Below are 13,268 nucleotides of genomic sequence, written 5' to 3'. Positions count from 1 at the left end.
CATGAGGCCACAGGCCGAGCCGCTACTTAGTGCCCCGCCTGCTCCAGGGCGTATGAGATCATGCTCGGCGACAGCGGCACCTGGTGGAACTTGAGCGCGCCGAATGGACGCAGCGCGTCCTCCACGCCTGATGCGACGACAGCGCCGACCGCGATGCAGCCGGCCTCGCCGACGCCCTTGACGCCCAGCGGATTCAGCGGCGTCGGCGTCTCCAGGTGCAGGATCGAGACGTTGGGAATCTCGGTCGCGTAAGGCACCAGGAAATCCATCAGGCTGGCATTGGCGAGATTGCCGTCGGCCTGGTAGTCGAGATGTTCATAGAGCGCACCGCCGATCCCCTGCGCGATGCCGCCGAGCACCTGCCCCTCCACGATCATCGGATTGATCATGTTGCCGCAATCGTGGATGCAGACGTACTTCCTGATCTTCACGGTGCACAGGCCCGGGTCGACCTCGATGATCGCGCCGTGCACGCCATAGGCCCAGGTGGATTGGGACGGACTGTAATAGTCGGTGGCCTCCAGTCCCGGCGCCTGGCCGTCCGCGAGCGGCGGCCCGTCATGCTTGCTCGCCGGCGCGAACTGCGTTGCCGCCTGCGCCGCCTTGTTGAAGGCGTAACGCAGCGGATTGCTGGCGGTCGCGATCGCCGCCAGCGGCGCAAAGCGGTTCGAGCCTTTCACCCAAGCCGCGGAATCGCGCAGCTCGATCTGGTCAGGGTCGACATCGAGCATGTTGGCGGCGGCTTCGATCACCTTCTTGCGCACGGTGAGCGCGGTCTTGTGGATCGCGTTGCCGCTGACGACGGCGGCGCGGCTGGCAAAGGTCGCCACGCCCCAGTCGAACGCCTTGGTGTCGCCCTCGACCACGATAACGTCATGCGGACTGACGCCGAGCTGATCCGCGACGATCTGCGCGAACACCGTGTCGTGCCCCTGCCCCTGCGTGCTGAGGCCGGTGTTGACGTAGACCTTGCCGGTGATCGGGTGGATCTTGACGTGGCCTCCCTCGTAAGGACCGAGGCCCGTGCCCTCGACGTAGCAGGCGAGCCCGAGCCCGAGATAACGTCCCTCGGCGCGCGCCTTCGCCTGCTCGGCGGCGAAACTTTCCGCGCCAAGCTCGGCTGCAGCCATCGCCAGCGCCTTGCCATACTGGCCGCTGTCGAGCGTCACCTTGAGCCCGTCGGCGAACAGCAGCCCCTCGCGCTCATAGGGAAACTCCTTCTCGGCGATCAGGTTACGGCGGCGAATTTCGAAACGGTCGAGCCCGAGTTCCTCGGCGAGCTGATCCATCGCACGTTCGATGGCAAAGCAGGCCTGCGGCCGGCCACAGCCGCGATATGGCGTCACCTGTACGGTCGGCGTATAGACCGCCTTGAACTCCACGAATATGTTCGGGATGCGATACGGGCCCGCGATCGAGGTGGAGGCGACCTGCGCCACGGCGATGCCATAGGGAATGAAAGCGCCGGTGTCGTGCAGGAAGAAATCGCGCAGGCCGATCACTTCACCGGTCCTGAGCGCGGCGAGCTCGATCGTGTGGATCTGCGTCCGCTCCTGCGAAGAACCCAGGAAGTTCTCGCGGCGGTCCTCGATATATTTCACGGGGCGCCCGAGCCGCATCGCCGCCATCGGCACCAGGAGTTCGTCCGGATAGAACAGCAGCACCTTCTGCCCGAAGCCGCCGCCGACATCGGGGGCGATGACGCGGACCTTGTCCTCATCGAGCTCGAACACGGATGCAAGCCCGCCGCGCACCGAGATCGGCGCCTGTGTGCCGTCCCACACTGTGAGTTCACCGGATACCGCATCCCAGCGCGCCGCAACCGCGCGGCATTCCATCGGCGCTGCGGTCGAACGGTCGACCTGCACGGTGATCTTGGTGACGTGCTCGGCGCGCGCAAAAGCGTCGTCCGGATTGCCGCTGGTCTGGATGAAATGCGCCGCCAGATTGTTCGGCACGTCGGCATGCACAAGCGGCGTGTCGTCGGTCAGCGCCTTCGCCAGGTCCATCTCGACTGGCAGCGGTTCGTACTCGACCTCGATCAGTGCTGCAGCATCTTCGGCGGTATAGCGATCGACGGCGACCACCATTGCCACGGTCTGCCCGACATAGTGGACATCGCCGCGCGCTAGCGGACGCTGGGTCTTCGGATTCTTCATCGAGGGATGCGGAATCAATAGCGGCATCTCGACATCGAGAGTGCCGATATCGTCGCTGGTATAGATAGCCGCGACGCCCGGATGGCGCTTCGCTGCCGATGCGTCGATGGAGACGATCCGCGCCCGCGCATGCGGGCTGCGCAGGAAAGCGACGTGCAGCGCGTCCGGCAGCGGAATGTCGTCGACGAAGGCCCCCTCGCCCCGCAGCAGCTTGGGATCGATGTTGCGCTCGACGCGCGCTCCGAACTGGCGTGTCGACATCAGGCCCGTCCGAGCAGCTCAGCGGCACGGCGCACCGCGGCGATGATGTTGAGATAGCCAGTGCAACGGCAGAGATTGCCCGAGAGCAAATCCCTGATGCCTTCGTCGGTGAGATCAAGCTTTTCCGGCTCCTCGAAGCGGGCGACGATGTTCATCACCATGCCGGGCGTGCAATAGCCGCATTGCAGGCCATGGCACTCCTTGAACGCCTGCTGCACCGGATGCAGCGTGCCGTCAGCTGATGCGACCGACTCGATGGTGCGGATATCGTAACCATTCGCCTGCACCGCCAACGTCAGGCAGGAGCGGCCGGCCCTGCCGTTAAGGAGCACCGTGCAGCAGCCGCAGACGCCGTGCTCACAGCCGACATGGGTGCCGGTCAGCCTCAGCTCGTGCCGCAGGAAGTCGCTCAGCAGCATCCGGACGCTGACGCTGCGGCTGACGGCCTCGCCGTTGACCGTCATCGACACGTCGACCTCAGCATCGGCGGAGCGGTCCGGAATCGCGGCCTTCATCGTTCGCGCCATCAGGCGGTCTCCATCTGCGTGGCACGTTGCGCGGCTGTCGTCACGATCCTGCGGATCAGCGTGCCGAGCGCCCTGCGGCGATAGGTTTGGGACACATGTATCTCGTCGGGCTGTGTCACGGCCGCACCGGAGGCCGCCACCGCGGCGTCGAGATCGGACGCACCGAGCGCGGTGCCTGTGAGGATATTCTCCGCCTCCTTCAAGCGCACTGGCGTATCCGCGATGCCGCACGCCGCAAGCTGCACGCGCGACGCATGGCCGCGATCGTCAAGCGACAGAACGCAGCCGACGCCGGCAATTGCGTAGTCGCCGTGACGCCGGGTCACCTCGTCGAAGGCCCATCCGGCGCCTTTCGGCAGCACCGGAAAGCGCGCCTCGGTGATGATCTCGTCCCGCTCTCGGGCCGTGGTGAGGAACGACTGAAAGAAATCCTCGGCCGCAATCTCGCGCCGCCCCGACGGCCCCTGCGCGATCACGGAGCCGCCGAGCAGCACCAGCAGCATCGGCATTTCGGCGGAGGGATCGGCGTGGCAAAGGCTGCCGACCACCGTGCCGCGGTTGCGGATCGGCACATGGGCAACATGCTGCATGACCTCGGCGACCAGCGGATTGACGCGCGCGACGCCCGCATCGAGTTCGAATTCGCGGTGACGGGTCATCGCCTTCACGACGATGATGTCGGTGCCGACTTCGATGCCGCGCAGATCAGCCACATGCTGGATGTCCACCAGCGTGGACGGATTGGCAGCGCGAAAGTTCATCGCCGGCAACAATGTCTGCCCGCCGGCGAGCACGACCGCGTCGGGATCGCCGGCCAGAATGCTGATTACCTCTTCGATTGATGCTGGCGCCTGATAGCCAAAGATGGAGGGCTTCATCTGATCTCTTCAGCTCGCCAAAACTGCGGTCAGGATAGGTGGCGCGAAAATGCTGTCAACGAAGTGAAATGAGCACCATTTGCCCACAAATGAAGCATCGATCTGGCCGCCGCGATTGAATCGCGGTCGCGAGATCAGTCACAGCGTGCGGGCGTGCGCGGCAACCGCCTTCATAAATAGTGCAACGAGCTCATCCGGCTGCGAGAGCTGCGGCGCGTGGTCGCTGTCGAGGCCGTAGACTTCGAGGCACGGCGACAATTCCTGCATCTTCCGCTGCAGCGGCAGGTGCACTGAGCGATCCTCGCGCGCCTCGATATAGACGCGCGGCACGGTGCCGAAGCGCTCCGCCGACAGCTTCAGTTGCGAGCGGCGCCCGCCCTCGGGCTGCGGCGTCAGCCGACGCGCAGCGGCTTCAGCCAACGCGCGATCCGCCTTCTGGTAGAACACCTCGACTGCGGAGGCCGGATCGATACGTGACAGCAGGCCCGCCTCGTCATAGGTGACACGCGCATGCGCGCCGCGCATCCACGGCTCCAGATAGCGCTCGTAGAACTGCAGCACGGACATCCCGTCAGGCAGCATGAATGCGCAGAGGAAGATCGCGAGCGCGATCCGTTCGGGGCGCAACTCGCAGGCCTGCGCGGCCGCCGTGCCGCCCATGCTGTGCCCGACAATGATGATCGGACCTTTGGTCCTGTCGATGATGTCGACAACATGCGCGGCGTAGCGCTCGAGATTGACCTGTTCGGGTGGCAGCGGATTGTGGCCGTTGCCCGGCAGGTCAACGGCAATAGCCTCGTGACCGAGCGCCTTCAGGCGCGGAACGATGGTCTCCCAGGCCCAGGCGCCCTGCCAGGCGCCGTGGATCAGGATAAAGGTATAGCACGGGGATGGAGCAGTCATGGCGGCGACGGACTACTTGTAGGTCCGCTTGTACATCGCGCGCATATGCTCCTCGACCGTGATCGGCGGATATTTCGGTTGTTCACCCGGTGCAAGACAGGTCGGGATGCATTCGACCTTGTGGGCGTAGTTGCCGGTGTAGAAGAACGGCACCGAATAGCGCTCGCGGCCAGACACGTTGACGACACGATGCAGCGTCGAGCGGTATTTGTCGTTGGTCCAGCGCGCGATCATGTCGCCGAGATTGACGACATAGGTGCCGGGCACCGGGTCGGCGTGGATCCAGCCGCCGGAGGCCTGGTCCCAGACCTGCAGGCCGCCGACATCGCCCTGGCGCAACAGCGTCAGCCCGCCGAAATCGGTGTGCGCGCCGGCGCCCTTCTGGTCCGGATTGCCGCCAGCAGGCTGCGGCGGATAGTGCAACAGCCGCACGGTCGCCATCGCGTCGGTGCAATAACCCCTAAAATAATCTTCCGGCAGATCGAGCGACAGCGCGATGCCACCCATCATCCGGGCCGACAGCTCCAGCATCACGTTGAGATACGATTCCATCACCGGCTTGAAGTTCGGCCGCGACGACGGCCACTGGTTGGCGCCGTGATTGAACATGCCGGCGAGCACGCGCGGATCGTCAGGCGCATGTTCGGGCCCGACATAGTAGCCTTCCTTGAGATCGGGCGGCGCGCCGGGCTCCAGCGTCTGGCCCTGCAGCGGCTCATAGCCGCGATTGGTCTTCGAGCGTGACTTGTCAACCTCGGCCTTTGTCTCGGGCGATAGATCGAAGAACGCAGCAGCCTCGGCGAAGACATCGGCGACGAGCTTTTCGTCGACGCCATGGTTCGAGATGTAGAAAAAGCCGTTGTACAAACAGGCGGCGCGCAGCTTGGCGGCAACCGCTTTGCGATCCGACAGGTTTGGCGACGATAAGCCGGAGATATCGATCACCGGCAGACTGGACTGCGAAACCCGTGCCGCTTCGAGCATGTTGGTTACCCTCCTTCGCGCGGCCGCCTCACGACCATGAAGCGCTTCCCTCGTCCGCTTCTAGGTAGCGCGGCGAGCGCGATCATGCGCGCTGAAAGTTTCGGCAAAAATTGGCGTTTTCGGCTCAAAAAAGCATCCGAAGGCGAATCGGATCACACGGCAGAGATGCAACGGAGCCCTTCATATTCGCACGTGAGGGCCGACTGATCTTGTGATGACCGCAGGGGCGGAATCTTGTAGTGGGAGTTAACGCTTCGCTGGCTCTCTGTCGTCGCGAGCGGGAAGTCCCCGGGAACCGTTCGGCAGCACGGCCGTTGTGTTCCCAACCAAACAAGAAAAGGAGCAAGCCGTGAACATGCGTAGGATTTTCTTGATGGCCGCCGCCACAGCGCTGACGATATCGGCATCCCTACCTGTTCGAGCCGCGCCCATGACGCCGTCCCCCGTGGCACAAGAGTCTTCGGTACAGCAGGTGCAATACCGTCGCTACCATGGTGGTCCCGGATACCGCCACTACGGTTACCGCGGCGGGTATGGACATGGACATGGACGTGGATACGGAACCGGCGCCGCAGTGCTTGGCGGACTCGCCGCCGGCGCCATCATCGGCGGTGCCATTGCATCCAGCCAGGCACAAGCGGCAAATGCACAAGCTTACTGCGCGCAGCGCTTCCGCTCCTATGATCCCGCCTCAGGCACCTATCTCGGCACCGACGGCTACCGTCATCCCTGCCCGTAACGAGTCCTAGCCGAGCGCAAGCGTCATTCCGGGATGCGTGCGCAGCACGCAGCCCGGTATCTCCCTGCCTATGACGGAAAGTCGGCCGGCTTCACCTCCAGCCGATCGGCGTGCAGGGTCCAGTCACGAACCCGGTGTATCTCGCAGAATTTCTGCTTGGCGACGTCTACTGCTTGCGCGTCGTCGGGCACGTCGAGATCCACCGTGCATTGGCAGACATCGCCGACCTGGCCGTTCTCGCCAAGCACATTTTTGTAGAATCGGGCAATGAAGCGCGCCATCCGCGTAGCTCCTCTTTTCCTCTGCTAGCTGAGCCAGCCCGCGAGGCCCCGCGTTGATCTCGCGCAAGCCGAATAGGCGATGAGCCGATTTGAAATTGCAACGCAGATCCCCAGCTTAGCGCGGAACCATCGGACGCGGTCTTCCATGCCCAAACTTTCTGCAACAGCGCCAAAGCGCGATGTGATTTTCGGAAAATTGCGTTGGATCAGGACGGTTTCCGATCCGCTCGGGTGGAACGCAGCAGCCCCTCCTTCGCTTCCTCATCCGCCAACAGCTTGAGAACGACGTCGCGCTCCGCCTCGCTGATGTGCGGATCGTTCAGCTTCTTCTTGAACAGCGCGAGATTCTGATTGTGAATGAATTTCTCCACGGGACCAACCTCCATCCGCGGAATTCGAGCATCACAACAATTGTTGCGTCTTACCGCATGGAGGTCTGAGAGACCAGACGATTTCGAGCGACGCTTAGCCACACTGCATCACATGCACATCACTCCTCGAATGCTGGCGAGGCCGGCGCATCAGGGGAATCGCGTTCGACCGGCTCATTCTCGCCGAGCGGCTCATCGCGCTCGACATCAACCTGATCCTGATCGATCAAGCCGGGCGCTTCATCGGCCTGATCAGCCGGTTCGGCGCCCCGCTTCCGAGGAACAGCGGACATCATTGTCTCCCGCAGAGACGCGTGAGAACACGTTATGCATCAAGATCAGCGGGCATCGCCCGCGGATCATCCAACCAGATGCCTTTCGATTTCGCCGACAGGATGCTTGGTGAGATCCTTGTCAAACTCGGCCAGGATATGCCGTTTCACGTCAGCATGAAAGGCAACTCGAAGCTCTGCCAGGGTTCGCGGCGGGCCACGACGACGAGGGCCTTTGCCTTGCCGCTGCGGATGACCTGCTCGACGGCGGCCGCCACCTGTCGCGCGAACCGATGCTCTTCGAGATCATGCCAGTCTACCGGCTCGACCGTACTTCGCTGCCCCGAACCGGGCTTCCTCGTGCGTCCGGGCCGCTCGCTGCCCTGATCATGGGTCGAGGAATTTTGCCGCTCAAAGACCTGCTCGGTCTTCAGATTGGGGAATTTCTCATCGCCTTCGTTGCGGAGGAACAGCGCTTTCCGCCCGTCGCCCACGAATACGATGGCGTCATGCGGAATCTTGAGTTTAGCCATGATGAACCTCCGGTACCTGTCTTCAATCTGCCGAACGGCGCGGAACGAGGCCGTAGCCGCGCACAATTCAACAACGACGACAGGCTATCTCGGAGCTTTTCTCCGCCGTTTGTTCTGGATCAAACCATCCGGATAGATCGCGCGCCATAGGACGGTGCCGGCCGTGGAGGCATTGCGCTTCCGGGGGGCTAAAACCTTGCGCTAGATCAAATCGTCCGATTCCAGATCTTCGACAAAGAGCGGATGAGACATTTCATCTTCGTCTGCCCCAATACCCATCTCAACGTTCAGCACAGCCTGGACGAGGATGATAATACCGATCAGAACGAATTCACGGCGGTAAGCTGCCCTGCCTGCACGCGACTGCATTTTCTCAGCCGCAAGACCGGCCAACTGCTGGGCGCGGATTCAACCCCGAAAAGCTAGCCCTCATTCTAAGGATGCGAGCGCCGCACGGAATTGTTCAGGCTGCGGGCAGATGTGTTAGATACTCATAGACAGCGCGAAGGTCTTCATCTTCCATCCTGCCGATCGGCTGCCACGGCATCCGATTGCCGAGGGTATGTCCGTTCGGATCGACACCAGTGCGCATGGTGGCGACGAATTCCTGGAATTTCCACCCCTTGACGACATTGAGATCGGGCCCTAGCGGGGCGAGCTGGCCGGGTTTGCCACCGGTCAGATCTTTGCCATGGCATTCGCGGCAGTCCTGATACGAAATGAGATATTCGCCGTATCGAGACGTGGGGCCTTTTGGTGGCGCGGTCACATGGTCTGTTGAGACGGGCTTGCCTGCTGGCAGCATGCCAGCGCCCAACATCGCGATGCCCAGCATCGTGAGACGATCGGCCGGATTTCTCGTCTTTTCTCCTGCAGCAGGCAGACTGCGGAGATAGGCAATCACCGCTTTGGTGTCCTCGTCGCTCAGCTTTCCGGCGTTGGTGTAGGACATGATGACCAGCCAATACCCTTCGGGATCGACCCCGTTGCGAATGGCGCGGAAAATATCGCCGTCCGACCACCGGCTTAATTGCCCGACCGGCGTGAGGTTGGCGGCTATAAACGAACCGATCGGCAACGAGATATCCTTACCGAGATCCGCGCCGCCGGTGAGCGTGTCGGTCCTTGTATGGCAGCCGCTGCAAAAGCTGTCCGCGATCGTCTGGCCGCGCCGGATTTGCTCCGCGGTCCCTGCAACCTTCACGTCCACGCTTGGCGCGCTGCGCGCGTGCAGCTTGAATAGCCCGATGGTCAGCAGCACGCTGATCGAGAAAGCAATGACGGAAGCCAAAGCCGCCAAACCTGCTCCGCCCCATTTGACAATTGGTTTCTTCGATCGCCAGTTACGAATACCTGAGCATGCCAGCAATCCCGCTATGACGATCAACGCCGCGGGCTCGAGCCATTCGAACATTCTGTATTGCCCCCAAATCAATGCGTTCGACGATGAAATGTCGACCGCTGCAGACGCTATGGGGCGCGCGATACGAAATAATTTCGAGACCGGCCTATCGTGTTACAGGCGTAACGTGCACGGCATCGCTGCTGAGCCAGCGCCTCCCGTTGCGTCGCACCTATGCCGCGATCAAAGCTTGCGCGATATCCGCGATCAGATCGGAAGGGTGCTCGATGCCAACAGACAACCGGATCGTGGAGTCGAGCACGCCTATCCTTTGACGGATGTCGGACGGGACGCCCGAGTGGGTCATGGTAGCGGGATGGCTGGCAAGCGACTCGGTGCCGCCCAGGCTCACTGCCAGTTTCAGGATTTTTAGCGCATTCAGGAATTTGAATGCAGCCGTCTGGCCGCCGACAATATCGAATGAGAACGTGGAGCCTGCTCCGCTGCATTGCCTCGCGAACAGACGGCCGGCCGCGGAATCCTCGGCGTGGTGGGCAAGATAATGGACGCGCTCCACTTTGGGATGATCGCGCAGATAATCCGCCACAAGGTGCGCATTTCTGTCAGCCTTTTCCATCCGCAGGCTCAGGGTTTCGAGCGACCGGCTGATCATCCAGCAGGAATGGGGATCCAGTTGGGTGCCGATCGCGCCTCGCAACGCCCTGATGTCCTTCATCAAAGCTTTTGAACCGAGCGCAGCACCGGCGATCAGGTCGGAATGGCCTCCGACATATTTGGTCAGCGAGTACAACGATAGATCAGCACCATGCTCGATCGGCCGCTGAAACAACGGCCCGAGCAGCGTATTGTCGCATGCGATGATCGGCGTGTGGCCCTGGACCTCGCCGATCAGCTCGGCGATACGGCGGATCATCGCGATATCGACCAGGCCATTGGTGGGATTTGCCGGGGTTTCGATGAAGATCATCGTCACTCGGCCCCTGCGCATGGCGTCCTCCGCCGCGTGCCTGACCGCGGCCTCATCGAGGCCATCGGCGAAGCCCACGGCACCGATGGAGAGCTTCGCAAGCGTGTTCGCAAACAGCGTTTCCGTCCCGCCATACAGCGGTTGGGAATGCAGGATCACATCGCCAGGGCGTGCGAAGGCCAGGATCGTCGTCGAAATCGCCGCCATGCCGGACGAGAACAGCGCGCAGTTCTCGGTGCGCTCGTAGACGGCGAGCCTGTCCTCCACGATCTCGCTGTTGGGATGATTGAACCGCGAGTAGACCAGGCCCGCGCCCATCCCCTCCGGCGGTTCGCGCCGGCCCGCGACGAAATCGAAGAAGTCCTTGCCGTCTTCCGCCGTCTTGAAGACGAAGGTCGAGGTCAGGAAGACCGGGGGTTTGACGGCTCCCTCCGACAATTGCGGATCATAGCCGTAGTTCAGCATCAGCGTTTCCGGGTGCAGGGTGTGGTTGCCAATGCGCGTCTTCGTCGGTTTCACCATGGCTCGCTCCTTTGGGGGAACACCTTACCCGGCGCCTGTCTACGGCGGTATGAAAGTCTCCTATGGCTATAACGCCAGAATGGCCAGATCGAGCCCGTCGATGCGGGCATAATTCGGCGGATGGCACAATCGCAAGCCATCCGCCCTCGTTCTGATCGTCAGAACTCAGCGAGCCGTGAATCCGCCATCGATCGGAAGCGCAACGCCGGTCACGAACGAAGCTTCATCAGATGCCAGCCAAAGCGCCGCATGCGCGACTTCCTCCGCCTTGCAGAGCCGTCCCATCGGCACGGACGCGAGCAGGCGCGCCTGATTGGCGGCGGCCTCGGCAGGATCACCCGAACGCCCCGTGAATCCAGTCTTCATGGGCGTATCTGCAAGCCCGGGGCAAACGACGTTGACGCGCACATTGTCCGCGGCAAAGCGTTGCGCCAACGACTTGGTCAGCCCGACCACCGCGAATTTCGCCGCTGAATAGACCGGGCTGAACATCGAGCCGACCAGTCCCGAGACGGATGCCGTGAAGATCAGCGATCCACCGCCCCGCTTGCGCATATGCCCAATCACTTCGCCCGCTGCCAAGGTGGCGGACGTGACGTTGAGCGCCATCGCGGCTTCATAGGCCGCCAGATCGAGATTCTCCACGCCGGCCGGGCCGGGAATTCCGGCATGAGCCCACATCACGTCGATGCCGCCCAATAGCGGCGCCGCATCGTTCACCGACCGTCGCGTTTCTTCCGGCCGTGACAGATCCGCCTGAAGCGTTTCGATGGTGTAGCCCTTGGCACGCATGTCCGCGGAGAGCTGTGCCAGCGCATCGCGGTTGATATCGACGGCGACGACCTTGGCCCCTTCCCTCAGGAAGACCTCGACACCGGCACGTCCCATCCCGGATGCGGCGGCCGTTACCACCGCGAGCTTGTTTGCCAAACGCATGATCGTCTTCTCTTCTTGTTGGATTTAACGAGAGGTGCTGTGCTTGATTTTAGTTGGCATAGGCGTTCGGAAAACGCCCGGTCGTGCTGACCACCGTGGTGCGGGTTTCGAGATAGGAATCGAGCGCTTCGATACCGTTCTCTCGGCCCCACCCGCTGCCCTTGAAACCGCCATAAGGCGTCGACCAGCGAATGAAGCGATAGGTGTTCACCCACACCATGCCGGCGCGAATCCGGCTGGAGACGCGATGGCCGCGTCCGATGTCCTGGGTCCAGAGGCCGGCCGTCAGTCCGTATGCCGTGTCGTTCGCGATCGCGATCGCCTGCTCCTCATCGTCGAACGGAATCAGCGCGGCCACGGGGCCAAAAATCTCCTCGCGCGCGATACGCATCTCGTTGGAGACGTTGGCAAAGACAGTTGGCTGGACGAAGTAGCCGTCGCCATGCACGCCGCCGCTCAGCCGGCTTCCGCCGGTCACCAGTTCAGCGCCGTCGGCCCGTCCGATATCGATATAGGACAGTGTTTTGGCGAGTTGCTCCTCGTGCGCCTGGGGGCCCATATGCGTGGCTTCATCCAGCGGAGGACCGACCCGCACCTGAGCCGCGCGGCGCGCAAATTCTGCGACGACCTGATCGTAGATCGGCCTCTGAACCAGGACCCGCGAGCCGAGCGCACAGCTCTGTCCGCACAGCGTCCATGCGGAATTGGTGGCCGCGTTCAGCGCCTGTTCGAGATCGGCGTCAGCGAAAATGATATGGGGCGACTTGCCGCCAAGCTCGAAAGTGAAGCGCTTCATCGTGTCGGCGCCCGCACGCAGAATGACCTTCGCCGTCGCGCCCTCGCCGGTGAATGCGATCTTGTCGACGCCCGGATGGGTGACGAGCCGCTCACCAGCGCCATCCTTCCCATATCCGGGAACGATGTTGACTACCCCAGGCGGAAACCCGGCTTCGTCAAACAATTTTCCGAGTTCAAGCGAGGTGACCGGCGTCTGCTCTGCCGGCTTCAACACGACAGTGCAACCTGCCGCGAGTGCCGGACCGAGCTTCCATGCCGCAGCCATGAGCGGCACGTTCCATGGCGTAATCGCGCCGACCACGCCGACCGGCACGCGGGTCGTAAATGCGTGCACGCTGTCGTCGAATGGAATGGTGCGGCCGGCATGCTTGTCCGCCAATGATGCCCACCAGTGATAGCCATAGGTGTGGCCGCCAATATCGGCACGTGACTCCCGCAGCGCGCGGCCGGAATCCGTTGTTTCCAGAACCGCAAGATCAGCGGCGCGCTTCGCATAGAGGTCAGCGAACTTGCGCAGCAGTGCGGCGCGCTCGTGCCCGGGCATGCGTCCCCAAGGACCGTTCAGTGCTTGTCGCGCCGCCGCGACGGCGCGGTCGATATCACCGGGGCCGCCGAAGGCGACGCGAGCCCAGGGGCGTCCCGTAGATGGATCGATGCTTTCGAGAAAACCGCCGTCTTCAGGCGCGCCCCACGAGCCGCCAATATAGAGATGATCGTAGCGGATGAGACGATCGGATTTCAGCACGGATTGATCCTCCACAGGTCAACGCAAAA

14 protein-coding genes and 1 pseudogene are annotated in these 13,268 nt (G+C 62.5%); 1 reads left to right on the top strand and 14 read right to left on the bottom strand.

Annotated features, from left to right (window positions below):
• Positions 1-26 precede the first annotated feature (26 nt).
• The 5 genes from cutA to AC5ZG5_RS31925 all read right to left on the bottom strand — a co-directional run bounded on the left by cutA (position 27) and on the right by AC5ZG5_RS31925 (position 5,712).
• A complete protein-coding gene (gene cutA / locus AC5ZG5_RS31945) occupies positions 27-2,420 on the bottom strand; it encodes an aerobic carbon-monoxide dehydrogenase large subunit (protein WP_456645177.1) in 2,394 nt (797 codons plus the stop codon).
• A complete protein-coding gene (locus AC5ZG5_RS31940) occupies positions 2,420-2,947 on the bottom strand; it encodes a (2Fe-2S)-binding protein (protein ID WP_456645178.1) in 528 nt (175 codons plus the stop codon). The genes cutA and AC5ZG5_RS31940 overlap by 1 nt, the downstream gene beginning before the upstream one ends.
• Entirely contained in the window at positions 2,947-3,825 is an 879-nt protein-coding gene (locus tag AC5ZG5_RS31935) for an FAD binding domain-containing protein (protein WP_456645179.1), read from the bottom strand. Before AC5ZG5_RS31935 ends, AC5ZG5_RS31940 begins: the two co-directional genes overlap by 1 nt.
• Positions 3,826-3,963: 138 nt before the next feature.
• Complete coding sequence (locus tag AC5ZG5_RS31930) at positions 3,964-4,728, bottom strand: alpha/beta fold hydrolase (RefSeq protein ID WP_456645180.1); 765 nt, start codon at positions 4,726-4,728, stop codon at positions 3,964-3,966.
• A 12-nt stretch (positions 4,729-4,740) separates the two neighbouring features.
• Positions 4,741-5,712 (bottom strand): isopenicillin N synthase family dioxygenase, encoded by a 972-nt coding sequence (locus AC5ZG5_RS31925; RefSeq protein ID WP_456645181.1) that lies wholly within the window; start codon positions 5,710-5,712, stop codon positions 4,741-4,743.
• A 355-nt stretch (positions 5,713-6,067) separates the two neighbouring features.
• On the opposite strand from AC5ZG5_RS31925, the gene AC5ZG5_RS31920 reads away from it, so the two are divergent.
• Complete coding sequence (locus AC5ZG5_RS31920; protein WP_456671231.1) at positions 6,068-6,451, top strand: BA14K family protein; 384 nt, start codon at positions 6,068-6,070, stop codon at positions 6,449-6,451.
• A gap of 68 nt (positions 6,452-6,519) precedes the next feature.
• Here the strand turns inward: AC5ZG5_RS31920 and AC5ZG5_RS31915 are convergent, their stop codons facing one another.
• The 9 genes and pseudogenes from AC5ZG5_RS31915 to AC5ZG5_RS31875 form a co-directional block, all read right to left on the bottom strand.
• A complete protein-coding gene (locus AC5ZG5_RS31915; protein WP_456645182.1) occupies positions 6,520-6,732 on the bottom strand; it encodes a hypothetical protein in 213 nt (70 codons plus the stop codon).
• Between the two features lie 206 nt (positions 6,733-6,938).
• Positions 6,939-7,103 carry a hypothetical protein gene (locus tag AC5ZG5_RS31910; protein ID WP_456645183.1) on the bottom strand — a complete coding sequence of 55 codons (165 nt, stop codon included), beginning with the start codon at positions 7,101-7,103 and terminating at the stop codon, positions 6,939-6,941.
• Positions 7,104-7,222: 119 nt separating this feature from the next.
• Positions 7,223-7,396, bottom strand: a complete 174-nt coding sequence (locus AC5ZG5_RS31905) for a hypothetical protein (protein ID WP_155255129.1) — start codon at positions 7,394-7,396, stop codon at positions 7,223-7,225.
• 66 nt (positions 7,397-7,462) lie between these two features.
• Positions 7,463-7,908 (bottom strand): annotated as a pseudogene (locus tag AC5ZG5_RS31900) (baeRF12 domain-containing protein).
• Positions 7,909-8,109: 201 nt separating this feature from the next.
• A complete protein-coding gene (locus AC5ZG5_RS31895; RefSeq protein ID WP_456645184.1) occupies positions 8,110-8,301 on the bottom strand; it encodes a hypothetical protein in 192 nt (63 codons plus the stop codon).
• Positions 8,302-8,371: 70 nt separating this feature from the next.
• Positions 8,372-9,322, bottom strand: a complete 951-nt coding sequence (locus AC5ZG5_RS31890; protein ID WP_028163301.1) for a c-type cytochrome — start codon at positions 9,320-9,322, stop codon at positions 8,372-8,374.
• Between the two features lie 160 nt (positions 9,323-9,482).
• Positions 9,483-10,760 (bottom strand): cystathionine gamma-synthase family protein, encoded by a 1,278-nt coding sequence (locus AC5ZG5_RS31885; protein ID WP_456645185.1) that lies wholly within the window; start codon positions 10,758-10,760, stop codon positions 9,483-9,485.
• Between the two features lie 165 nt (positions 10,761-10,925).
• Positions 10,926-11,696 (bottom strand): SDR family NAD(P)-dependent oxidoreductase, encoded by a 771-nt coding sequence (locus AC5ZG5_RS31880; protein WP_456645186.1) that lies wholly within the window; start codon positions 11,694-11,696, stop codon positions 10,926-10,928.
• A gap of 49 nt (positions 11,697-11,745) precedes the next feature.
• Positions 11,746-13,239, bottom strand: coding sequence for an aldehyde dehydrogenase (locus AC5ZG5_RS31875; protein WP_207231012.1), 1,494 nt, complete (start codon positions 13,237-13,239; stop codon positions 11,746-11,748).
• Positions 13,240-13,268 lie beyond the last annotated feature (29 nt).

The sequence above is a fragment of the Bradyrhizobium sp. Ses1 genome (assembly GCF_059512365.1).
The sequence above is the reverse complement of the archived record's forward strand: the minus strand, read 5'-3'. Positions and strand labels throughout refer to the sequence as shown.

Coding starts and splice junctions, on each gene's coding strand:
- cutA (WP_456645177.1), bottom strand. CDS start 2,420: ATGTCGACACGCCAGTTCGGAGCGCGCGTCGAGCGCAACATCGATCCC.
- AC5ZG5_RS31940 (WP_456645178.1), bottom strand. CDS start 2,947: ATGGCGCGAACGATGAAGGCCGCGATTCCGGACCGCTCCGCCGATGCT.
- AC5ZG5_RS31935 (WP_456645179.1), bottom strand. CDS start 3,825: ATGAAGCCCTCCATCTTTGGCTATCAGGCGCCAGCATCAATCGAAGAG.
- AC5ZG5_RS31930 (WP_456645180.1), bottom strand. CDS start 4,728: ATGACTGCTCCATCCCCGTGCTATACCTTTATCCTGATCCACGGCGCC.
- AC5ZG5_RS31925 (WP_456645181.1), bottom strand. CDS start 5,712: ATGCTCGAAGCGGCACGGGTTTCGCAGTCCAGTCTGCCGGTGATCGAT.
- AC5ZG5_RS31920 (WP_456671231.1), top strand. CDS start 6,068: ATGCGTAGGATTTTCTTGATGGCCGCCGCCACAGCGCTGACGATATCG.
- AC5ZG5_RS31915 (WP_456645182.1), bottom strand. CDS start 6,732: ATGGCGCGCTTCATTGCCCGATTCTACAAAAATGTGCTTGGCGAGAAC.
- AC5ZG5_RS31905 (WP_155255129.1), bottom strand. CDS start 7,396: ATGTCCGCTGTTCCTCGGAAGCGGGGCGCCGAACCGGCTGATCAGGCC.
- AC5ZG5_RS31890 (WP_028163301.1), bottom strand. CDS start 9,322: ATGTTCGAATGGCTCGAGCCCGCGGCGTTGATCGTCATAGCGGGATTG.
- AC5ZG5_RS31885 (WP_456645185.1), bottom strand. CDS start 10,760: ATGGTGAAACCGACGAAGACGCGCATTGGCAACCACACCCTGCACCCG.
- AC5ZG5_RS31880 (WP_456645186.1), bottom strand. CDS start 11,696: ATGCGTTTGGCAAACAAGCTCGCGGTGGTAACGGCCGCCGCATCCGGG.